Below are 24177 nucleotides of genomic sequence, written 5' to 3'. Positions count from 1 at the left end.
AAATACGCCCCTCCGAATGTATCCATGAAACAGACGCACACGATCGTAGATGAAGAGGTGATTCGACGTATCAATCGAGGAGATACGAACGCCTTTGGTGAATTGTATAAAGCCTATTATGTCTATCTGTGTACAGTGGCAACAAAGTACGTTTTTGATCCGGAGGCCGCGCAGGAAATCGTCAATGATGTGTTTCTGAATATTTGGCATCACCGACTCACTCTTTCTACTCCCGTAACAGCCTACCTCATTCGTGCCGTACAAAATAGGAGTCTGAATCATCTTCAGCGGAAACGAATGAAGGAACTTCCGCTTTCCGACGTGCAGGAACAACTGATGGCCATTTGTGAACAAGCAATTACTGCCGAAGAACATCCATTAGCTTATATAGAGAACCTTGAACTCGAAAAACATATAGCAGATGCTGTAGAAACACTTCCTGAAAAGTGTAGAATCATCTTCAAGCAATATATTTACCAAAATCATACGTATGACGAAATAGCCCGCCTTAACGGTATTACATCAAGTACGGTGAGGGGACAGATCAGAATAGCCTTATCGAAAATTGCCGAATCGATCAGAAAATATTACATCATCATATTTTGGTGAGTGAATAAGATGATGCCCGCAAAATAATTTATTTCAATTGCTTATTCCTTTTGCGACAAAAACAGATATTTTTTTGATAAGTGAAAAAATATTTTCATCTTTGCAGAAAATAAAGAATAAGTAAAAATTGCCATGAGATTTCGGTTAATACTTACAGTAGACCGCCGTTCATTCGGCGACTTACTTCCCATTAACTATCAATATGAACAGTCAGCTGTGATCTATCGTATTCTTTCGAAAGCCAGTGAAGAATATGCGGATTGGCTGCATCACAATGGTTTTCAGCTTGAATCGGGACGGCGGTTTAAACTCTTTACTTTCTCGCGTTTGAAAATAGAAAAACGACAAGTGTTGCCGCAGAATGAACGAATACGTATCTTGTCCGACTCGGTCGAGTGGCAAATCTCTTTTCTGCCCGAGAAAAGTACGGAAAAATTTATTCAGGGACTCTTCTCAAATCAGGCGTTTGAAATCGGAGACCGCCAATCGACCGTCCGTTTTATGGTGAAAAACATAGAAGTAATCCCTCCCCCGGCCTATACCCATGAGATGGATTTTATAACTATGTCGCCGATCTGTCTGAGAATGAAATGTGAGAACGGAGGATCAGACTATCTTTCGCCTGTTTCTCCTCATGCAAGCAGTGCGATATTAACCGGTTTGTCAAGGCGCTATGAAGTATTCTACGGAAAACCTTATTCCGGAGAGGAGGCCTTTGATTTCAGCGTGCTTAACGAACCTAAGTCTGTGTTGGTAAAAATCAAATCCGATACTCCGGAGCAAACGAAAGTGCGCGGTTATATGTGCCGGTTCAGGATGAAAGCCCCGCTTGAATTAATGAAAATCATGTACGAAAGTGGCATCGGAGAAGAGTGCAGTCAAGGCTTCGGCTGTGTGAAAGAGACAGATATAAAAAGAGTAATAGAACGATAAAATAGAATTTTAATAGATTAGTTCCAATGGCATTCGTATTTAAAATCAAAATCGACGGCAGTGCAAAACCTCCGATATGGAGAAAAGTGAAAGTAAACGAATCGATGACATTCGGCGACTTTCATTTAGTTATTCAAATCCTTTTCGGATGGACCGATTCGCATCTGTTTGAATTTACTCCTAAAGGGTGGGGGAGTTGTCCGAGAATAACCTTCAGCTTCGACGAAGAATATGAGCCGGATGAAAGTTTTTCCGAACCGGAGACATTTCCTTATGGCGAACTTTACCGTGCCGACGAAATCCGACTAAACGATTATTTTAAGAAAGTCAAGCAAAAGATCGTCTATATCTACGATTTTGGTGACGATTGGAGACATATCGTTGAATTGGTGGATATTGCCGACGATGCGGTTCTTCTTCCGGTTTGTCTTGCAGGGAAAGGATCCCACCTGGAAGAGGATTGTGGGGGCATTGGCGGCTTTTATAATATGGTTGAAGCCGTAAACAATCCCAAACATCCGGAACATAACGAATACCGCGAATGGCTCGGTATGAAGCGGGGTGAAAAATGGGACCTAAACTTCTTCGATCTCGAAGAAACAAATGAGGTGTTAAGGGAAATATGGAAGTTGAAAGAGAGAGAAAAGTGAAATAATTTTTGGGTAGATAGAAGTTGTCGAAAATAGGATATTAATTTGTAGAAATAAAAAATAGACTATGTATACGTCAAAAATTGATTTAGCAGTTTTACAAAAGATACCGCATAAAATAGTTAAAAATAAGCTTGTTGTAGAACCTTTAGCTCCATTATCTATGGTGTCTGAGATGCCCGGCTCATTTTATAAAACGCTTAATGTTCCAAGCAAAAAAATGATCTGTGGACTAATAGAAAATGTTCTAGGGTGGCATATTGATTGGAAAGATAGAAGGGCAATACAAAAAGACATAGAGAAGTTGAGGAAAAAACAAAAGGTAACCCATTCAAGTAACACAAAAGGTTCAACATATATTCCACTTTTGATGGAATACTTTGATGTTATTGATCAGCCGACCATAGATTTTTCAGAAGTATGCTTTTTCAATGATCTGTGGAAAAGATGCTATCGTCGCGCTGATGCAGTTGTTCACCCAAACGGAACCGAGAACATGGACTATAGATATATTTCAAATAAATGGAAATTAAAACGAGATGAAAAAAATCGAGATAAGATAGATAATCATGCATTAGAGGTTTTCTTTAAAGAAAACATTGATTTTTTTCCGATGTACTATGCAACGCCAACTGTCCGAGAGTATATTCATTTGCATGGTAGATACATTATCCCGATGCTTATGGACGAAAGATTGTTTGTAATGTTGTATGACATCCTTGATACGAATAATATCGGGTATTTGGGCAATAATGAGGGTTGGGTGAATTTAAAACTATCGAAAAATGAATGAACATCCTTATATTAGATATGCACAGGCATTATTGATGGTGGAAAACAACTTATCCTCCATCAATGAAATAACATTGGAACATATTAAGAATGAAATAGAAAAGGGATTAAATTCTTTCCGTGTACGTCCGTCGGGGTCTATTGCAGGTAAGTCAAAAGTACAATATGTTTTTGACAGAATAGAAAAAGGAGATACAAAAAAAGGAGTTTTTCTTTCTCCCAATACGATTTCAAGTGATAAGCAAGCAAGGAATCTTTGGGGGGGAGCTGCAAAATTTTTACAGAGAATGGATAATGACAAATGTGGTGATTTATCAAAAAATACAGAAATAGGGATGTCGGAAGTTCCGATTTCAGGGGAATACCTTTCTTTTTCCGATAAGGGCAATATAGGAAGAGGAAAACCTAGGTCATCTATTAAAGAACAAGGTTTTGGAATCATCTCGACATTAACGCCTTTAAAGCCTTGTTTTCAATATAAAATCGGGAAAAAAGGTCAGCCGGAAATGTTCAACGTCTGTATTATTCCTGACTTGCCAATTGTTGAAATGGTAAATTTTATTCGTGTTTTTAAGCAAATGCGAATACAAAAGCTGAACGGAGATCTATTGACAGGTGATGTTGTTACTCAAACAGATAAACAAGGAAAAATTAAAGATATCTCACCTAAAAGGCCTCTGATTTATAATGGAAATTTTCCAAACCCTCCGAAAAGCAGTGCATTGGGAAGTGTTTCATTACTGGGAGCTATTGGTGAATTTGCAAAACAGGCAGAAGTGTCTGATAGAGCATTGGGAGTATTGGAAAGCCTTAAAAAGGCGACCATGTATATGGTTAAGTATGGTAATGCTACCACTTTTACATACAACCACTATATTGTAGATATGGCTAAAAAAGCCAAACTGAGAACAGTTATCGATAGCCTTTATTACTCAAAACTGTTTAATCAAGATAGACGATCGAGTATTAATACGGAATATCAAAAATTCGATTTATTTACAAGTCGTTTTTTACAGTTATTTACACAGCCTGCATTTAAAGATTTTCTGTCTTTTCGTGCAGAATATCCTGAACAAGTACAATTATTATTAAACATATATTTTGTAAAAATGGAAAGAATAGATGCTGAAATTGTAACGTCAGCCAGACAATTGGGCAAATGGCTGAACCTAGTTGCCTATTTTGCAGCCAAATCCGAAGTGAGAGAGGGTGCAAACAACTATTGGGAAGAAATTCGAAAAGTAAAGTCAAAAGTTCTTGTAGAATTGGAAAGTTCTACTTTTGCAGCCAAGTCAGGGGATGCTTTGGTTGCCCAGGTAATAACCCGTGCAGGGCGTTTATCAGGCATGGATGCCCCGGAGTCTGCTTCGTTGTTTATGGAAAAAACGATGAGCGGCGATTTGCCTCTTGATTGTGCAAAGAATTTACTGATTGCATTTTCAAGACTGAGAAATAAGAAACAGGCAGAAGAACAACCTCAAAATATTGCTGCCGAGATGGGAGAAGACGATTTTGAAGATTTAAGTGAAGAATAACAACATAAAATATATCAATATGGAAATCAAAGGAATTTTAGTAACAGCACTTGCGCCGTTTGAAAATCACATAGCAAATGGCGGTGAAAAATTATTAGGAAATGCATCATCTATTAAAAAGAGACCGGATGGTCGGGTTTATGTTTCCGGACAAATGCAACGTCATGTTCTGTTTTCTGCGATAGATCGTCTCAATCTTGCAGATCCCAATCATGGAGATACGTTTGTCTCAAATGGCGATGGGGTAAGTAATCAAATTGAGCGTGATTTACGGGCTGATATGGGCGGATTTATGCATCCGTCAAAAGGAGATTATTCCGGGCGAAGAACAGCTCCTCTTTCTGTAACACCTGCCGTTGCTATGAAAGAAAGTGAAATTGGGCGAGACTTATTGGTCCGCTTGAAAATGGATACGACGGAATCCTCTCAAGATCAGGCTTTGGCTACAAAAGAATTTAGTGAATACGATCTAATGCATATGAATTTTTTCTTGGATGTAAGTGCGCTAAGTATTTCGAAAGCATTTACCTATAAAGGAGGCTTCAATTTAGGTACGCAATATTTTAAACATGCAAACGAAGAAGAACGTACACGTCGTGCTCGTTTGTACTTGGAAGCTACTAAATCGATGAATGATTACGCCAACCAGGCTCGTAATGCGGTAAGCGGAGAACCTCAACAAGTCCTTATTGTGTTTGATACCGTATTAAGTCGCAAGGCGAGTAGATTCTTTACGGCGAACGAACAAGAACAAAAGAATATTCTGGCAGAACTTGATGCAAGAGGGGCAGTGTATTTCATTGGTAATGACAAATCCGGAAAGAGCATTGCCGACGCATATCAAGAGGCATTGGCCTTTTTAGAAAGAAATACGCTTTTTGATCCTTCAAATAATGCCGAAGTAAAAACATTCCAAGAAGTATTTGCCAATGCCTAACTTCAAGATTCCAATATTAGCAAAGCCTTCAGGTGTTACATTGGAGCAGCATAAGCTTAATGTAGTGTCTGAAGGTATGCTATTGTTGGAGCATAGACCGTTTGTCGCCGAAAAATATGAGCAACGGGTCGGAAGGAGTTTGTCGCGAAGGCTAAAACTTGTTTGCCAATACCATGATGACGGTAAAATGAATGAGAAATGGCAAAATGCTTGCCGAAAGGATTATGAGGCATTTTTGGAATGGCAAAAAAGACACAAGGGAACATTTAGGGATTATTCTAAACAGGATATTGATAAGGCTGGTAAAAATATTAGACTGGCCGGTGTGCGACATGAATGGCAATCTTTGCTATTGAATGTAAATAAAAAAATGCCGATAGTCCTTCAAGCTGCCATTGCCGCCCATCATGGCAAATTAGGTTTTAACTTTGAACAGCGATGGATAAAGGAAGGGATGGGCGATTTTTGGAAAGCTTTTCAAAAAGAATCGAATAGTAAAAGTGAAACGTTAGATCTAATGCAACTTGCTAACGTTCAGTATGAGTTCTCGGGAATAAGAGGCTTGTTACAATTGGCGGATCATAGAGCAAGTGCAAAGGAAGACAATGATTTTGTGCTAGACCATACAACTTTTAATTATCAATTCCCGTTCCCTTCAAAAAGAGGAGTTCAAGAATTGGTGGAAAAGCATTGGAAAGAAGAACTTCTTTTAGTACGAGCACCAACAGGGGCAGGGAAAACAGATGCTTCGTTATTGTGGGCATCATTGCAAATCACTAACAAACGTGCAGATAGGCTTATTATTGCCATGCCCACAAGATTTACATCCAATGCTTTATCTATTAGCGTTGCGGAAAATCTTTCAGATACGGGATTATATCATTCAAGCGCATGGTTCAATAGATTTCAAAATAAAATTGAAAAAGGGGAAGTTACGCGGCAAAAAGCTGAAAGAATACATGAGTTTGCACGCTTGCTCGAAACGCCGGTAACTGTTTGTACAATTGACCATTTATTGATGGCCCTAACATTGACAAGAGAAGAGCACCATCTGATAACATTTAATATGGCTCATTCCTGCTTGGTTATTGATGAGGCTGATTTTTATGATGAATTTACGCAGGCGAATATTTTAGTTTTGCTTAAAATCCTTAAAGCCTGGAATGTTCCGGTATTGTTGATGAGCGCTTCTTTACCGGAAGCGGTCTTGATAGAATATAAAAGCATCGGATATTCCGTAAATGAGATCATGGAGGATGATTCTGATAATGCCCGACCTCGTTTTATAATCAAAGATATTCGTAAATACGAAGAGCCTGATGATATTTCCGACTTATTGATCTTGATGGCGGAAAAAAGGAATGGAGTCATTTATGCCAATACTGTAGATAAAGCCATTTCATATTATAAATGGTATCAAGAATATAATAACAATGTCATAGAAAAGATCGAGATATGCCTCTATCATAGCCGATTTACAGAGCCGGATAAAGAGAGAAAAGAAAAGGAAATTATCGACATGCTCGGACGTAAAGCCTGGGAAAAAAATAAAGCTCACGGCATTGCAATTATGACACAAATCGGAGAGATGAGCATTAATATCAGTGCGGATATGATGATTTCAGACATTTGTCCGATTGATAGGTTAACACAACGTGCCGGCAGAATGTGTCGTTTTGACAAATCAAAAATAGGAAAACTATATGTAGTGGTACCCCAAAAAGATGATTGTCTATATCCGGCACCTTATGGCTCCTTTGATTTGCATGCGAAATCTTGGTCGTCATGCGTATCTTTATCAAAGACAATTCAATTATTGAAAAAAAAGAGCTATTGTGCGGGAGAATTAGTGGATTTACTTAACGCAGTATATGAGCAAAGAATAAATTATTCCCCAAAATCCATAGAAAATGCGAATAATCTAAAAAGTTATTTTATGATGAATTGGCTTATTAATCCGCAACAAAAAAGTGCAGAAGACGATGATTCTGTGAATTTTTGGAGAAGCCGGGACATTATGCCTCAAGATACTGTTTTTGTCCAAAAACCGGATTCGAGATTCTTTTCAAATTATTTGGAATTTCAGAATTGGAAAATCTATAATTCCGTTGAATTGCCTATTTACATCATTAATAATGCAAAAAAACAACATAAGATAGATGACATTAATATTAAAGTTAAAGATGAAGAAACAAGTATTTTTGTAATCAGGGAAGGCTTCTATAATTATGAAACGGGAGCAACATTCGTAGAAGATGGTGTCTTCCTGTAGTTATATATATATAAATCTTTAAAATATTACATATGTCCAAATTCAGTCTCAAAAAACACCTTCAATCTCTCACGAAAGAACAAATCGTCGAGGTGGTGTTAGATGCTTACAATAACAGTAAAGCCGTCCAAGAGTATTTTGATTTTTATCTTCAACCGAATGAGAAAGAAAAGATAAAGAAGTACAAAGCCATTATTGAAAAAGAATTTGATATAAGAAATCCGATGAAATCCGGATTGAAGTATTCTGTTGCCAAAAAAGCCATTTCGGAATTTGCATCACTCAAACCCTCTCCCGAAGCGTTGGCAGATGTGATGCTGACCTTGCCTGAGGCAGCTTGCCTGTTTACCTACGAATTTGGCGATATGGACGAGCCTTTTTATAATGCTGCATATAATAATTTCAAACGGGCTGTGTCGTTTATTGATAAGCACGGGTTGCTCGATAAATTCAAGAAACGATGCAACGACTGTGTCATGTACGCTTCGCCTTGCGGATACGGTTTTGCGGATGATATTGCAGCGGTGTTTTACGAATACTACGGGGAGTATGCGGAGTTCGTAAATAAATACGGAGAACAATCCTGATAGATAATTTCTTAAAGTGAGTATGCCAACCCCTCCATTCACCATATCGCCCCAAGCCATTAATCTGATAGCCGATATTTCGGCTATGATAGAGCGGTATGCCATCCGGTTGGAACAAAAGGACGGCTTGCTGTTGCGCAGGGCGAATAGAATAAAGACCATTCATAGTTCTTTAGCTATTGAAGGCAATAATCTGTCCGAAGACGAAGTGCGTGATATTATCAACGGGAAAACTGTCGTGGCACCCTTGCGCGAAATACAGGAGGTGAAGAATGCGATTCGAACGTATGATTTGTATTCGTCATTAAATCCGTTTGACGTTAAGGACTTGCTAAAAGCCCATGCGGTGATGATGGAGGCGTTGACTGACGATACCGGTAAATTCCGCCGTTCAGGAGTGGGCGTTTTTTCCGACAAGGCCGTTGTTCATGTGGCGCCGCCTGCTAAACGTGTCCCAATATTAATAGATGAACTTTTTGAATGGTTGCAAGATGCCAAAGACCATTTGTTGGTGAAAAGTTGCGTGTTTCACTATGAATTTGAGTTTATTCATCCGTTTTCCGATGGGAATGGTAGAATGGGACGATTGTGGCAATCGCTAATACTCGGAAAACTAAACCCTATTTTTGAGTATTTGCCGGTGGAGAATATGGTCTTTGCCAATCAGGAGGAGTATTATGAGGTGATTTCTCAAAGTACCAAGGCGGGGAATAGCGCTCCTTTTATAGATTTTATGTTACAGGAGATTGGCAATGCTCTAAAAAGTCATCAAGAAGAGATGATTACTGCAAACAATGTCGGAATAAATGTCGGAATAAATGTCGGAATAAAATCCGAACAATTTGATAAGATTTTGTCGCTGATTCGACAAAATCCACGAGTTTCGGTCAGAAAAATGGCATTGGTGCTTGAAATCAGTTCACGACAATGCGAACGCTTGATTTCGGAAATGAAGGCTCAAGGTTTGATAAAACGTGAAGGTGCCAATAAAAACGGTTATTGGCTTGTTTTAAAACAATAATTTATCAAAACAAGTTTAAATTTGAATAGCAGTATGACAAACAAGGCAGGCCGTATTATGCTATACCAAACCGCTGATGGTATCACCAAGGTTGAAGTAACGTTTTGTGATGATACCGTGTGGTTAACTCTTGACCAAATGGCGGAATTGTTACAAGGGAATAATTCAGTTATTGCAAAATTTGCAACAACTACTTTTGGCAACAAGACCTATCAAGTGGATTACTACAACCTTGGTATAATTATCAGTATACTTAAATCAAATTCATAATAATATGAATATCAACGGAATATACTTCAACTACTATCAGGTATGCAAGCGCAAGCTTTGGCTCTTTGCCAACGGCATCAATATGGAACACACTTCCGACACGGTGTACGACGGGAAATTGTTACACGAAACCTCTTATCCGCAGCGTGCCGAACGCTACGAAGAGATGCTTATTTCTGCCGAATATGAAGGCATTACGTTAATCGGACAAATCGATTATTTCGATGCGCGGAATAAGGTTATTCACGAAATCAAGCGTAGCGATAAGGTGGAAGAGGCACATGTTCGGCAAGTAAAATTCTACCTCTGGCTTTTGGAGCTTAATGGGGTCGATGGAGCGACGGGGATTTTGGAATATCCCAAACTGCGTAAAACGGACGAAGTCCTATTCTCGGACGAAGATCGGCAGGGATTGCAGAAATCGGTTTCTAAAATTCAATCACTCATTGAAAGCGAATCTTGTCCGCCAACGATCAATGCGAAAATTTGCAAGAATTGCAGCTATTTTGATTTTTGTTACTCAAGAGAAGAATAAAGTCGTATATTTGTGTAACTTATTATAAAAATAATCGGAAATCTCAATGGAAAAAGAACAAAGGAAATATTTATTAAAAGCTGATATTTCAGGGATACAAAATTACATCTTTGACACAACGTCAAAAAAAGCTGCTCAGAATTTAAAAGCCCGTTCGTTTTATGTTTATGTACTCACTCATATCATTGAAGCGTATTTAAAACGAGAGTTTGAAGTAGAGGAGGTGATTTATAATGGAGGAGGAAATTTACTGTTGTGTCTGAAGGCTGAAGAAAGTGCCATTTCTATTAAAACGAGAGAATTGCAACACAACTTTCTCACAAGAGATATTTATACTCATTTTGCCTGGGTGCTGTATGAAGATGAAAATTTCAAGGAAAAAAATAAGGCCGTAAATCAACTTTTGGCAAAAAACAAAATGTCAAAAAGTATATATCCTGCTTCATTTCAGGTGACTGATGTGGAGATGGTGTGTGAAAATATTGTCAAACAATTGATAAATGCAAATGGTTTCGGTATTATTCCTGATGAAAAATCCCAAGACATCTCTTTGGCCGGTTTTTCCGTATCGTTTTCAAACAGTCAAAAAAGTTTTAAAAACAATATACTCAACAAATTACCTAAGAAAGACAATGATACTCTCATCGACTTCGATTCTATTGCGGATAGGGCATTGATTAGAAATGCCGACAATAAATTGGCTGCCATAAAGTTGGATGTTGATAATTTAGGAACTGTTTTTATGAATAAAGAGAAAACGGACTATAAAAAACTTTCCGGTGGATTTGACATTTTCTTCAGTAAGACACTTTATGAGAAAATCTTAAAGCAATATATCGATAGTGGAGATATCTATCCCGTTTTTGCCGGTGGCGACGATTGCTTTTTAATCGGCGCATGGGACGTAATCTTTGATGTTGCCGGAGAAATACAGCAACTATTTACTAAATTTCAAGTGGAAATAAGAAGCGCCCTTTCCCAAACAGAGGAAAACGATATTACAATTTCAGCAGGTATAGTGGTTGTAAATACCAAGTTCCCGATGATACGTTTGGCAGAAGAGGCTGAGAATGCACTGTATTTAGCCAAGGCAAGTGGAAAAAACCGGATTACTGTTTTTGGCGAACCGCTTACTTGGAGCGAATTCTTTTCGGCAAAAAGTATTGCGTATCAATTGGCCGAACTTGTGCGGAAGGGCGAGAGCCGGGCACTTATTCAAAGAGTGAAGTCTTCCGACTTGGGTTATAAAAGCCTGCAGAACAATGCCGTGAAAAGAAGTAAAATTGAATTGCCGAAAGTGCATCGTTTGAAATATTATTTACGAAATATAAAAAAGGAGGAAAATTTACCATTAATAGAGGAAATTTTTGATGATTACAAAAACAGTCTTTTACAAGACTTCATGAGCCCGAACGCCACAAACAACGCATTAAAATATCCTGTTGCCGCGCGATGGGCGGAATTATTGACTAAAAATTATAAAAACTAAATATATATGGCAGAAAAATTTAGACAACAACCCCAATCTTACAGTCAAAACAAACGAGAGGAAAGCTCCCTTCAAGATTTTGCTCAAAAAGTGAAACAACAATATTTTGAAGGCGCTCTTTTTGAGCAACTTTTGAAGTTGAACGCTTCTGATGTCGGGCTGCAAAAAGAACTTCCCGTTGATACAATCATCAACGCAGTAGAAAAATTTGTGAAAGACTATGCCAATGTAATTACGCCCACGCAGTTACGGAATATTTATTCCAAGATAAAAGGGGTGAATTCTTCGTTGGAATTGAAACTTTTGCGGCCTAATTTGGCCTATGTAGCGGCAAGACAAGGAAAAAAAGACGCAAAAGAAATGATTGCTTTCATAGACCTTCTTATTCAGAAAATGAACGACAAGAGTTTGGACTCCTTCAAAAAACTAATGGAAATTATCATTGCTTACCACAAATTTTATCACACAAAAAAATAATCAGAACAAATGAAACTCATAGAAAAAAACATAATTACCGGAACCATATTGTTGAAAACCGGGCTTCACATTGGTGGGTCTAAAAGCAGTTTGGATATTGGCGGATTAGACAGCCCTGTAATAAAAACCCCACTGGGAGTACCTTACATTCCCGGAAGCTCGCTGAAAGGGAAAATCCGCACCCTGCTCGGCTTATCGTACGGAGCTTTTAAATTGGAAGAGGATAAAGAGATTATCAAAAAAATGTTTGGTTCAGCTGAAAAAGATTGGACGGAACCCACGCGACTTATTTTTCGAGACGCAGTGTTGGATGTAGAAAAATTTATGGAGGTTTTTACCAATAAAAACGCATCGCTCGAAACAGATTTTTCAGAAGAAAAGTATGAAAATACTATTGATAGAAAATCCGGAAAAACTACAGGTGGAGGTTTACGCAACATTGAGCGTGTACCTGCCGGAGCGGTATTCTCTTTTGAAATCGTGATAAACGTTTTTGATAAAGACAATAAAAACGAAATGCTTAAAGAATTGGAAAAAGGACTTAATCTTTTACAGGACGATTATCTCGGCGGCAGTGGCACACGAGGATACGGTAAAGTAGTAATAACGTGCAATATTAAAAATCCCATCTCAAAAACATACGAGTAATGCGCAAAGCTATTATCTTAAAATGCAGGCAGGGGAGCCGTTTTCATTTTGGCGAATTTGCAAGGGAACAGTCTACTGCGCTGTTTCATACTGCCGATTACATACATTCCGATGTCATTTTTGCGGCTTTTATCAGTTCATTGGCACAGATATGTCCGGAAAAAACGGATGTTTTCAGAGAATATTTTCAACAAGGAAATATCCGTCTTTCTTCCGGTTTTTACGCCATAGAATACAATAAGCAAACGATATTCTTACTGCCTAAACCCACCGTATTAAATATTTCTCCGACCGATAATCCAAAGAAATTCAAAAAGATACAGTTTATGTCCAAAGGAGTGTGGGAAAAAGGAGTGGCACCGGATAAATGGTTTTCGGATGACAGTCCTTGTATAAGCCCTAATGAAAAGACTATCTTTTTGAAAGAGGAAATTGGTTCCGATGCTTTATTCCCTCTCTCTCAAAAGGTAGATATGCAAAAGGTGAAGGCTCGAGGTGCTGAAGATAAAGACAATCTCTACGTACAAACCGATTTGATTTTACAAGGCAATGAAAATTATGCCGTGCATTGGTATTTTTTGGCGGAAACCAACTTGAATGATGAAGACGAAAGACTGTTTTACCGGACTATCGGATTGTTGGCGGCAAACGGTATCGGCGGCGAACGCTCAACCGGTTGCGGAAATATAGAAAGCGTAGAATTTCACGATTTTGAATTTCAAACAAATCAGCCGTCAGATGATCAAGTGGCCTTATCCTTGGTTTTTCCCAAAGAAAAAGACATGAACGTATGCAAATACTACCAAACCAAATTTCGGGGAGGAATGTATTTTAGAGCGGACAAAAGGCTGCCAGTAGCGACTGCGTTGCTTGAAGGAGCCGTGATGAGCGAAAAAGTAAAGCCGGATGTACTGGGTTTTTCGCAAAACGAAAAAAAGTACTGGAAATACAGCGGAGATTTTTTTCTGCCGCTACCACTATCGTTTAATCCTTAATACTTTTGCTTTATGAACGAATCCGCATACAAAATAACAACTCTTACACCTGTTTCTATTGGCGATGGAAATACGCTGTCGGCATTTGCCGACTATGTGCTGGAAAAAGGAAAAATCCACTACATCAACCAGCAGGCAATAAGAGATAAAATGGGCAAAAGTCCCGAACTTATTGATTTTTATGTAGAGGGAATGATTCGGGGCAAATCCAATATGACCAACACGTTTGACCTGAAAAATTTTATTTTCAACAGGCTCAAATTAACATTGCAACAAGCCGCTTTGTACAGTATAGAAGCCAAGAATGTAAGTGGGAAAAAAGAATTTTATACGGTTGTGAAAAATGCGGGACAATCACCTTATATCCCGGGCAGCACACTCAAAGGCGCCATAAAAACCACATTGCTATATGATTGGTTAATTGACGCTGAGAATGATTGGTGCGAAAATTATCTTGAAAATCTGAATAACAAAGAAGAAAGAGGACGATTAGAAGCACAATTAATGGCTGAATTTGATAAATTTGAATTGGGAGTGAGCGATAGCTCTTTATTGGAGTTTGATACGTTGCAGGCGATTGACATCAAACGGTTGCATATTAAAAATGGCAGTCTGGATATTCCGCAAACACGAGAGGCGATAAAAGAAAACATCACTTGTGAGTGTGAAATAAGAAACGTGAGGAAACTTATTGGAGAAAAAGCCGACGGAACGAATGTGTATAAAAACTATTCGTGGGAAGAATTGTGTAAAATTATCAATACATTTAGCCGTCATTCATCTGATGTCGAGTGGACAATGTTATCCGGCATTGGCAAAAAGATAGATGATGACATCTATTTCTCGCTGGAAGATTTTTATGAGAATGTTGAGAAAAAAACCGAAAGTTCTACAACCGCTTATTTGCGTTTGGGTACCGGCAAAGGTTTTTATTTTAATTCTATAGCATTGGCTTTGTACGATTGTGAAAGAACCGAGAATAAAGGTCAATTTCTTAAATTCTTAAAAACATGCGGTTACGGGAAGGTATATAATACTAAAGAGCGACGAGTAGAAGAGTATGACTTAAATCCCAACGAATTTCCCATTACCCGTTTTGTAGAAATAACCGAAACAAAACCTTTGGATTGGATACAATTAGAATGCTTAAATAAAGAATAAAATGGGCAGAAAAGTTTTTATTACATTTTTAGGGACGGGAAAGTACAAGGAGTGCATATATACATATTCAAATAAAGAAAGTGAAGTGGTAACTTACGTGCAAACTGCTACAATAAAACTTTTTGCACCCGATTTTGATAAGTATTTTGTTTTCTGCACAGAATTAGCATCCTCAACACATTTTGAAAACTTAAATAGAGAAGTTGGTGGAAAATTCAGTAAAATTGATATTCCGGAAGGAGTAAGCGAAGAAGAGATATGGAAAATTTTTCAACTTGTTTTTGACGTTTTAGAAGAAAATGATGAGGTTGTTTTTGATGTCACCCATAGCTTTCGTTCTATTCCTATGTTAGGAATTACGCTTTTACAATATGCAAAGTTTATCAAAGATATTCAAGTAATGGGGATCTATTACGGCGCATTTGAAAAACTCGGAAGACCCGGTGAAATTGAAGAAAAATATCCAAATCCCGAAAGTCGCAAAGTACCCCTTTTGAATTTGACCAGTTTTTCTGTTTTGCAAGATTGGGCTAATTCCGGCAGTCAGTTTATAACTACCGGTAATGCAACAAAATTGCTACAAGTTACCGGAGAATCTATCAAGCCAATTCTTATAGCAAGTTGCGGAAAAGACAAAGAAGCAGTAGAAATAAGGGAAATCAACAGTTTGTTGGAAAAAATCAGCGAAGATTTCAGTACAAACAGAGGAAAAAACTTTCTGAAAGCAAGTTCTATCCTTAAAGTTATAGACAAAATAACACATTTGGAGGTCCGTTTGCTGCCAGCGTTTAAACCAATTTTAGAGAAACTAAAAAGAGAACTCGACAATTATCGGGTTAATGATAAGACAAATCTCTTGCGGGCTGTCCAATGGTGTATTGATAAGGAGTTAATTCAACAAGGGATTACACAGTTGCAGGAAGCTACAATAACCATTTTATGCGAGAAATTAAATCATGAATATTCTAATAAAGAAAAAAGAAACATTATATCATCTTATTTAGGTTTCGGTATCAATCAACCGGGAGAAAAATGGAAGGAGCCTTTAACTTCGAAGGATGCAAAATGTGTCATTTCAGAATTAAAAGGTATAGATAACATAGAAGACATAGCAAAAGCATTCCAAGCACTGAGCGAGAAAAGAAACGACATAAATCATGGAGGATATTTATGCAAAAGTGTGGAGTCTAAGAAATTCAAACAAGCTTTGGAAGAAAATTATCAAAAATTGAAAGGATTATTATAATTATGCTCATTAATTTATCTAATCACCCTTTTCCGGAATGGAGCGAAAGGCAGAAGAAGGAAGCGTGGAGGCTTTTTGGAGAGGTTGAGGATTGGCATTTTCCTCCTATTGATCCGGAAAGCACAGCATCCGAAATTGAAAAGTTGGCTGAGGATTACTTTCAAAAGTTGGCAGTGCGAATCGCCTCAATTCCAGATGTTGCTATTCATCTGATGGGAGAAATGACTTTTAGTTTTGCGCTACTTAAAAAACTTCAGGAGTCGAAGATCGATTGCTATGCTTCTACAGCAAATCGTAATGTGAACATCTTAGCGTCTGGAGAAAAAGTAGTTGGGTTTGATTTTGTGAAATTTAGAAAATACGGCTAATTCCCTTATAAGGTAAATAAAATCATGAAAAAAACCTACTATCTTTTCAATCCCGGTCGTCTGTCCCGCAAGGATAACACCTTGAAATTCCTGCCGATGGAGGATGACGGAAACGGTATCGAACGCGAAGGACAACCGAGGTATATTCCGGTCGAAACGGTTGACCAATTCTATGTTTTCGGCTCGCTCGATGCCAATAGCGCTTTGTATAATTTTCTCGGAAAAAATGATATTGCCCTGCACTTCTTCGATTATTACGAGAATTATACCGGGTCGTTTATGCCGCGGGATACGTTACTTTCGGGGCGGATGATTTTGGCACAGACCAAAGCCTTTCAGGATAAAAAACGGCGCATGGCAATCGCCCGGCAGTTTATTCACGGAGCGGCCTATAACATGCAAAAAAACCTGCAGTATTACAACCGGCGGGGAAAAGATATGGAACCATTATTGGAACAGATAAAAATCTATGCCGATGGTATTGAGCAAGCATCCGCCCCCGACGAACTGATGGGCATCGAGGGAAACATCCGTCAGGTTTATTACGATGCATTTGATCTTATACTCAACGATTTTGAGATGGGAGGTCGTACTAAACAACCACCCCGGAACGAAGTGAATGCCTTGATCTCATTCGGAAATATGATGTGCTATTCACAGTGCCTACGTGCCATTCATCAAACGCAACTCAATCCTACGGTCAGCTATCTGCATACACCCGGCGAGCGGCGCTATTCTCTGGCATTGGATATCTCCGAAATTTTTAAACCGATTCTTGTCGACAGGGTTATTTTCAAACTTCTTAATAAGAAAGAGATACAGGAACGTCATTTCAACAAGCGATTGAACAGTTGTCTGTTGAATCCTTCGGGGAAGAAGATTTTTGTAAAAGCGATGGAGGAACGTTTCAATGAGACGATTAAGCATCGGTCGCTTAACCGCAACGTAAGTTACAAACACCTTATCAAGCTCGAATGCTATAAGTTGGCAAAACATCTGCTTGGGATGGAAGACTATAAACCGTTTAAAATGTACTGGTAATGTATGTGATTCTGGTCTATGACTGCGGCGAGAAACGGGTTGGGAAAATGCTCAAGCTCTGTCGGAAATATCTGAATTGGATACAAAATTCGGTTTTTGAAGGCGAAATTACAGAAGTTAAATTAAAAGAGTTAACTTTGAAGGCTGAGAAAATAATGAACAGCGATGAAGACTCTCTGATTGTTTTTTCAAGTCGACAAGAAAAATGGTTGGATAAGCAAATCTTTGGTAAAGAGCGGAGTAGTATCGATAACTTCTTGTAATAAGTTGTCGGTGAGTATGAATTTCCATAATAGAAATCGAGGCATCGCTATTATGCGTTCTTTGACACATTGAAAATCAAAAGATAAAATTAGTTGTCGAAGTGCGGGGTTTTTCTTACCTTTGTGCTTCGACAACTTTGTTTGTTAATTTGTTGATATAATTGAAGGATAGATTATTGAGAATCAGTAATGTTTTTTGTCGTTTCGAACGGCTTTTAATCGGACTATCATAGAATTGAAACTCTTTTAAAGTATCTAAAAACTTATAATTAAAATTTGCACTTTTAATCGGACTATCATAGAATTGAAACCCCATTCCTGCATACGTTCTTCTACGTATGATTTTCTTTTAATCGGACTATCATAGAATTGAAACTGATAATAAACTCTACACAAGAAAGAATAAAATAAACTTTTAATCGGACTATCATAGAATTGAAACCCCATTCCTGCATACGTTCTTCTACGTATGATTTTCTTTTAATCGGACTATCATAGAATTGAAACACTTCTGTCATATAAAACGAGAAAATTCTATAATCAGACTTTTAATCGGACTATCATAGAATTGAAACTATTCGTAAATAGCAGCCCTAAGACGACCTTCCAACCTTTTAATCGGACTATCATAGAATTGAAACCTGTTAAAACACAGAAAGGATAAAAGTAACGTGTACTTTTAATCGGACTATCATAGAATTGAAACGTTGTACGTCCTGTATTTCCGAGAAAACCAATAATTTCTTTTAATCGGACTATCATAGAATTGAAACCTTTTATCGCACCATTCTTAAACGAGCCTCCTTCAAACCTTTTAATCGGACTATCATAGAATTGAAACATGAGTTTATTGAAACCTTTCTCGAAGAGGAGGGTCTTTTAATCGGACTATCATAGAATTGAAACTTAAAAAATGAGCCTTGCGCACTTCCCCGAAGGCGCGCTTTTAATCGGACTATCATAGAATTGAAACCAATTCGTCTACGCATAGTAAAGCATAGTCTGATTGCTTTTAATCGGACTATCATAGAATTGAAACGCCACCACCGCCCTTGCGTGGGCGGTTTGGTGTGCGCACTTTTAATCGGACTATCATAGAATTGAAACGGGCGTAGGGATTTATACGTCCCTGGAATATTATCTTTTAATCGGACTATCATAGAATTGAAACCATTTTTCGCGAAGCATGCTGTTTACTGTATTTATACTTTTAATCGGACTATCATAGAATTGAAACTAAGGGGCAGGCTTCACCCCCGTGAAGGGTTCGGATGCTTTTAATCGGACTATCATAGAATTGAAACGGACGTAAGGATTTATACGTCCCTGGAGTGTTAGTACGCTTTTAATCGGACTATCATAGAATTGAAACTCCTTCAAGGGGCATGGAGGTGAGCGCAACGGAAGCTTTTAATCGGACTATCATAGAATTGAAACCAGTTTTTTTTGCGCTGTTGTCTCGCACATACGCGTCTTTTAATCGGACTATCATAGAATTGAAACTCACCATGGGTATATCTAATTAATTGTCTCGCTGCTTTTAATCGGACTATCATAGAATTGAAACCCTCGGCATCCGCGTACTCTTTACGGTTTGTGATGTCGCACTTTTAATCGGACTATCATAGAATTGAAACAATATATTTCCGCTTGAATGCCATATGACACGGATCTTTTAATCGGACTATCATAGAATTGAAACATATTTTTTTAAAAAAAACATGCACGGGAAAAACTACTTTTAATCGGACTATCATAGAATTGAAACACGACAGGGGAGGGAGATACGAGACGGAGGACTATACTTTTAATCGGACTATCATAGAATTGAAACACATTAGAATGCAACAAGGAATTAATGAAAAGAAGCCTTTTAATCGGACTATCATAGAATTGAAACGAAATTGAATTGATTCATTTTGAGCTTTCCTTTTTGAACTTTTAATCGGACTATCATAGAATTGAAACTGCACAGGGGAGGGAAAATGAAACAAACTAAAAAAGCCTTTTAATCGGACTATCATAGAATTGAAACTCTAAACCGTACCATCGTGGCTGTCCACCGCGGTGGACCTTTTAATCGGACTATCATAGAATTGAAACATTCGGACGTTTCAGACACGCGGGCTACACCCGCGCTCTTTTAATCGGACTATCATAGAATTGAAACGCTTGATCGGTTTTTCGGTATGGGGGGGCTGCATTCTTTTAATCGGACTATCATAGAATTGAAACCCACGAAAGCGGTTTTATACTTTTCCATATCCGGCTTTTAATCGGACTATCATAGAATTGAAACCAAAAAAAGGGGGAACGCTTTCGCGAACCCCCTGAACTTTTAATCGGACTATCATAGAATTGAAACCTCTCAGTTCGACGGTTCGGCCAGCGACGGGGGAGGCTTTTAATCGGACTATCATAGAATTGAAACGCTAAAAAAGCGCGCTGCTGCTTTTGAATCGGACCTTTTAATCGGACTATCATAGAATTGAAACCATCTTTATGTAGTGTTCGAGGGTGGGAGTCATTGCCTTTTAATCGGACTATCATAGAATTGAAACTTCGTGAAAGTTGTTGCATGGTTACGCAGTTTTTTACGCTTTTAATCGGACTATCATAGAATTGAAACGCGTTGGCGGTGCAAGTGTTAACGTACGCCAACCGCTTTTAATCGGACTATCATAGAATTGAAACGAACGTGGTGCGGAATACGGGTATTTCCCCATACGGGCTTTTAATCGGACTATCATAGAATTGAAACCCACCTGCCCCGCGTTGGGGCTTTGTTGTGCGCACTTTTAATCGGACTATCATAGAATTGAAACTCTCTCGTGTAATTGTAACACACTACGGAATCATACCTTTTAATCGGACTATCATAGAATTGAAACTCCGGACGAGGAGGACGATGACAACGAACCCGACCCTTTTAATCGGACTATCATAGAATTGAAACACCCGAACCTTTTCCCAGAACCTCGCCAGTTAGAGCACTTTTAATCGGACTATCATAGAATTGAAACTCATGTGCGACAGAATAAGGCCGAGCTTCTGATGATTCTTTTAATCGGACTATCATAGAATTGAAACTGTTCTCGAATTGGTATTTATCAACAAACAAATTCAACCTTTTAATCGGACTATCATAGAATTGAAACATCTTTATAGAAAAGATGTTATGCTCCGACAAACACTTTTAATCGGACTATCATAGAATTGAAACTTACGGGTATAGACCACCATTCTATTATTAACGCAACTTTTAATCGGACTATCATAGAATTGAAACATTTTCTACATCCTTTACGCCTGAGCACACCAAAAACCTTTTAATCGGACTATCATAGAATTGAAACCATAAACGGCCGCGAGGTTGCCTTTGTTCTGCTTTCTTTTAATCGGACTATCATAGAATTGAAACCACCCAATCTACGAGAATGTTTGCGACCGATTGGCACCTTTTAATCGGACTATCATAGAATTGAAACTGTATTTGCCGCTGCGCCGTCCCCCTTGTTATTCCGACTTTTAATCGGACTATCATAGAATTGAAACGCGATTGCGGCTACAGTCGCAGGAAGGGTAAGGACACTTTTAATCGGACTATCATAGAATTGAAACTCCCACCCCTCCGGCCCGGTCGTTTTTTCTGTATGGCTTTTAATCGGACTATCATAGAATTGAAACTGCGGATGTTGATGATATCCCAGTTTCCGAGCGGTTCTTTTAATCGGACTATCATAGAATTGAAACGTGGGCGCAGTGATCACGGCTATCTCCGTCGCACTGCAGCTTTTAATCGGACTATCATAGAATTGAAACCACCCAATCTACGAGAATGTTTGCGACCGATTGGCACCTTTTAATCGGACTATCATAGAATTGAAACTGTATTTGCCGCTGCGCCGTCCCCCTTGTTATTCCGACTTTTAATCGGACTATCATAGAATTGAAACGCGATTGCGGCTACAGTCGCAGGAAGGGTAAGGACACTTTTAATCGGACTATCATAGAATTGAAACTCCCACCCCTCCGGCCCGGTCGTTTTTTCTGTATGGCTTTTAATCGGACTATCATAGAATTGAAACTGCGGATGTTGATGATATCCCAGTTTCCGAGCGGTTCTTTTAATCGGACTATCATAGAATTGAAACGTGGGCGCAGTGATCACGGCTATCTCCGTCGCACTGCAGCTTTTAATCGGACTATCATAGAATTGAAACCACCCAATCTACGAGAATGTTTGCGACCGATTGGCACCTTTTAATCGGACTATCATAGAATTGAAACTGTATTTGCCGCTGCGCCGTCCCCCTTGTTATTCCGACTTTTAATCGGACTATCATAGAATTGAAACGCGATTGCGGCTACAGTCGCAGGAAGGGTAAGGACACTTTTAATCGGACTATCATAGAATTGAAACGCGATTGCGGCTACAGTCGCAGGAAGGGTAAGGACACTTTTAATCGGACTATCATAGAATTGAAACTCGCGAAACGTACAAGTATAGCACGTCCGTGTACGCTTTTAATCGGACTATCATAGAATTGAAACCGTTGTAGAAATCGTCTTCGTTGATAACAAGTGTTACTTTTAATCTGACTATCATAGAATTGAAATTGTCGTTTCAACTACTGAATGCAACTTTATGTTTCAAATTTAAGAAAAAGATTTCTTCTGGAGAATAGAAATTGAGTTTGTATTTTGGTCTTTCGTTGATTCTGTATTGCATCTGTTTGGTTATATTGTTACTAAATTCATTGCAATTTGATTTTTTAGGGATGTACTGCCTGATCAGTTTGTTTGTATTCTCAATCAATCCTTTTTCCCATGAAGAATAGGGATGAGTGAAATATATCTGTGTATGTAACTTCTTGGCTAATGATTAATGATCTGCAAACTCGCTACCATTATTTACGGTGATGGAGTGTATATGCTCTTTTTGTATGGCAGCAGTATATCGTAAACGATTTTTGAATGCTCTTTTGCATTTTTCCCTTTGGGCAGTTTTTGCATCATGCAAAAAAACATAGTTCTTTCCACTAAGGTCAGGATATCCCCTTTGCCGTTTTTTCCGACAATAGTGTCCATCTCCCAATTTCCAAAGCGTTGTTTGAGATCGACAACAGGAGGCCTTTGCTCTATTCCGACACGATTCTTATCTTAATGGATACAGACTTGGGCTACTTCCTTTTTCTATGTTTCATCTTGTGCCGGATATGCAGGCAGAGCTTTTCGCCTGCGGTTTTATCGGCTCGGATGATTTTATAAATGGTTTCGTGCGAAACGTAAGGTTCTCCGCGGAGCTTGAGCCTTCCTTCAATCTGCTGAGGTGACCACTGTTGCTATAGCAGGAGAAGAATTTGCTTTTTTAGTCCGGGCTTTAGTTTCCGGGTCTGCTGACTGCGCTCTTTACGAATCTCAGCCATATCCTGAGCATAAGAAAACGTGTACTTTCCTTGTCATATTCTTACAATGTTATTACATTTTGGGCGATAAGCAGCCTCAGCTCATCGAGAAGTACACCACCACGAATGCCGGCATCGATGAGTCCAATGTCATCAAGCCCCTCACCTGAGAAAAAAGGCAAGAAACAGCCTCTATACCCTGATGCAGGCTATGGGTCAAAGGACGATGTAGTCAAGGAATGTGGTATGATTCCTGTTATCTGTGAGAAAGACTATCGAAATCATCTTCTTACCGACGATCAGAAGTTGAACAACCACCCAAAGTCCAAGACAAGATGTCGTGTGGAGCACATCTTCGGTTTCATCGAGGGTTTCATGAACGGTTCGTTTGTCTGCAGCATCGTAATCGTCCGTGCCAAGACTGTAACGGCTCTCATCTGTCTCATATACAACAAATTCAAATATGTACAGATCAATAAATACCAGCTGTAGCTTATTGCCTCTAAGGGGTAACTGTGTCTTAACGTCAATAAATCAAATCAAATGAGAGGATAAACGAACACTATCGTGAGTCTGAGATGCCCTTTGAGGAGCTGAATCCAACTGAACTGACTCAGAAGGAACGGCTTCCACTTACAAAAATTCTTTTTTAGAACTTATCTAAAATAATCAGCAGTTTAATCTTATTCTTTTTGTATGGAATTATATTCTACAAAATTCTGAATTTTAATAATTTAATTGATTCTTTTGCCAAAGTATTGATAGAATGTATAAGATAAAAAATGTTTAATGAATATCCGTATATTTACCCAGAAATAATTATCTTTGCAAAAAAAATAAGGCAATGACACTGATCGATTTTTTATCTCACTTTCCAGACGAAGAAAGCTGCAAGCAAAAGTTTAAGGCATATCGCGACCAAGTAGGAGTTGTTTGTTCC

Annotated in this window: 20 protein-coding genes, 2 pseudogenes and 1 CRISPR repeat array; all 22 genes and pseudogenes read left to right on the top strand. The window is 38.5% G+C overall.

The features are described from left to right. The first annotated feature begins 24 nt into the window (after window positions 1-24). On the top strand, window positions 25-609 hold the full coding sequence (locus Tanf_RS05140; protein WP_014225619.1) for an RNA polymerase sigma-70 factor: 585 nt from the start codon (window positions 25-27) through the stop codon (window positions 607-609). 132 nt (window positions 610-741) lie between these two features. Further along, window positions 742-1542, top strand: a complete 801-nt coding sequence (gene cas6 / locus Tanf_RS05135) for a CRISPR-associated endoribonuclease Cas6 (RefSeq protein ID WP_046825140.1) — start codon at window positions 742-744, stop codon at window positions 1540-1542. A 26-nt stretch (window positions 1543-1568) separates the two neighbouring features. Then, window positions 1569-2192: a plasmid pRiA4b ORF-3 family protein gene (locus Tanf_RS05130; protein ID WP_014225622.1), complete on the top strand. Its 624-nt coding sequence runs from the start codon at window positions 1569-1571 to the stop codon at window positions 2190-2192. A gap of 67 nt (window positions 2193-2259) precedes the next feature. After that, window positions 2260-2985, top strand: coding sequence for a type I-PGING CRISPR-associated protein Cas5p (gene cas5p, locus Tanf_RS05125; RefSeq protein WP_046825139.1), 726 nt, complete (start codon window positions 2260-2262; stop codon window positions 2983-2985). Then, on the top strand, window positions 2978-4519 hold the full coding sequence (cas8c, locus tag Tanf_RS05120) for a type I-PGING CRISPR-associated protein Cas8c/Csp2 (RefSeq protein ID WP_046825138.1): 1542 nt from the start codon (window positions 2978-2980) through the stop codon (window positions 4517-4519). The genes cas5p and cas8c overlap by 8 nt, the downstream gene beginning before the upstream one ends. A gap of 19 nt (window positions 4520-4538) precedes the next feature. Next, complete coding sequence (cas7p, locus tag Tanf_RS05115) at window positions 4539-5456, top strand: type I-PGING CRISPR-associated protein Cas7/Csp1 (protein WP_046825153.1); 918 nt, start codon at window positions 4539-4541, stop codon at window positions 5454-5456. Then, window positions 5449-7728 (top strand): CRISPR-associated helicase Cas3', encoded by a 2280-nt coding sequence (cas3, locus tag Tanf_RS05110; RefSeq protein ID WP_046825137.1) that lies wholly within the window; start codon window positions 5449-5451, stop codon window positions 7726-7728. Before cas7p ends, cas3 begins: the two co-directional genes overlap by 8 nt. Window positions 7729-7760: 32 nt before the next feature. Beyond that, window positions 7761-8315: a DUF6155 family protein gene (locus Tanf_RS05105; protein WP_014225627.1), complete on the top strand. Its 555-nt coding sequence runs from the start codon at window positions 7761-7763 to the stop codon at window positions 8313-8315. 22 nt (window positions 8316-8337) lie between these two features. Then, window positions 8338-9336, top strand: coding sequence for a Fic family protein (locus Tanf_RS05100; protein WP_046825136.1), 999 nt, complete (start codon window positions 8338-8340; stop codon window positions 9334-9336). Between the two features lie 33 nt (window positions 9337-9369). Continuing rightward, window positions 9370-9606 (top strand): virulence RhuM family protein, encoded by a 237-nt coding sequence (locus Tanf_RS05095; protein WP_052299275.1) that lies wholly within the window; start codon window positions 9370-9372, stop codon window positions 9604-9606. Between the two features lie 4 nt (window positions 9607-9610). Next, entirely contained in the window at window positions 9611-10141 is a 531-nt protein-coding gene (gene cas4, locus Tanf_RS05090; RefSeq protein ID WP_046825135.1) for a CRISPR-associated protein Cas4, read from the top strand. A 46-nt stretch (window positions 10142-10187) separates the two neighbouring features. Further along, the gene (locus Tanf_RS05085; protein ID WP_046825134.1) at window positions 10188-11630 is read left to right on the top strand and encodes a Cas10/Cmr2 second palm domain-containing protein; all 1443 of its coding nucleotides are present in this window, start codon (window positions 10188-10190) and stop codon (window positions 11628-11630) included. A gap of 6 nt (window positions 11631-11636) precedes the next feature. Beyond that, window positions 11637-12107, top strand: a complete 471-nt coding sequence (csm2, locus tag Tanf_RS05080; protein ID WP_046825133.1) for a type III-A CRISPR-associated protein Csm2 — start codon at window positions 11637-11639, stop codon at window positions 12105-12107. Window positions 12108-12116: 9 nt separating this feature from the next. Beyond that, window positions 12117-12755 (top strand): type III-A CRISPR-associated RAMP protein Csm3, encoded by a 639-nt coding sequence (gene csm3 / locus Tanf_RS05075; protein ID WP_014225632.1) that lies wholly within the window; start codon window positions 12117-12119, stop codon window positions 12753-12755. Then, a complete protein-coding gene (csm4, locus tag Tanf_RS05070; RefSeq protein ID WP_046825132.1) occupies window positions 12755-13750 on the top strand; it encodes a type III-A CRISPR-associated RAMP protein Csm4 in 996 nt (331 codons plus the stop codon). Before csm3 ends, csm4 begins: the two co-directional genes overlap by 1 nt. 12 nt (window positions 13751-13762) lie before the next feature. After that, window positions 13763-14911, top strand: a complete 1149-nt coding sequence (csm5, locus tag Tanf_RS05065; RefSeq protein ID WP_046825131.1) for a type III-A CRISPR-associated RAMP protein Csm5 — start codon at window positions 13763-13765, stop codon at window positions 14909-14911. Window position 14912: 1 nt separating this feature from the next. After that, complete coding sequence (csx2, locus tag Tanf_RS05060) at window positions 14913-16157, top strand: TIGR02221 family CRISPR-associated protein (RefSeq protein WP_046825130.1); 1245 nt, start codon at window positions 14913-14915, stop codon at window positions 16155-16157. Between the two features lie 2 nt (window positions 16158-16159). After that, on the top strand, window positions 16160-16525 hold the full coding sequence (locus Tanf_RS05055; RefSeq protein ID WP_046825129.1) for a hypothetical protein: 366 nt from the start codon (window positions 16160-16162) through the stop codon (window positions 16523-16525). Window positions 16526-16549: 24 nt separating this feature from the next. Then, window positions 16550-17566, top strand: coding sequence for a type I-B CRISPR-associated endonuclease Cas1b (cas1b, locus tag Tanf_RS05050; protein WP_046825128.1), 1017 nt, complete (start codon window positions 16550-16552; stop codon window positions 17564-17566). Next, complete coding sequence (gene cas2, locus Tanf_RS05045; RefSeq protein ID WP_046825127.1) at window positions 17566-17829, top strand: CRISPR-associated endonuclease Cas2; 264 nt, start codon at window positions 17566-17568, stop codon at window positions 17827-17829. The genes cas1b and cas2 overlap by 1 nt, the downstream gene beginning before the upstream one ends. A gap of 212 nt (window positions 17830-18041) precedes the next feature. Beyond that, window positions 18042-22449: a CRISPR direct-repeat array (repeat unit 30 nt; unit sequence CTTTTAATCGGACTATCATAGAATTGAAAC). Window positions 22450-23323: 874 nt separating this feature from the next. Beyond that, window positions 23324-23729, top strand: a pseudogene (locus Tanf_RS13790) (transposase); the annotation flags it as partial. A gap of 352 nt (window positions 23730-24081) precedes the next feature. After that, a pseudogene (locus tag Tanf_RS14750) lies at window positions 24082-24177 on the top strand (IS1595 family transposase); the annotation flags it as partial.

The organism is Tannerella forsythia, from assembly GCF_001006485.1.
Taxonomy (GTDB): Bacteria; Bacteroidota; Bacteroidia; order Bacteroidales; family Tannerellaceae; genus Tannerella; species Tannerella forsythia.
This window is presented reverse-complemented; position numbering and strand designations above follow the sequence as displayed.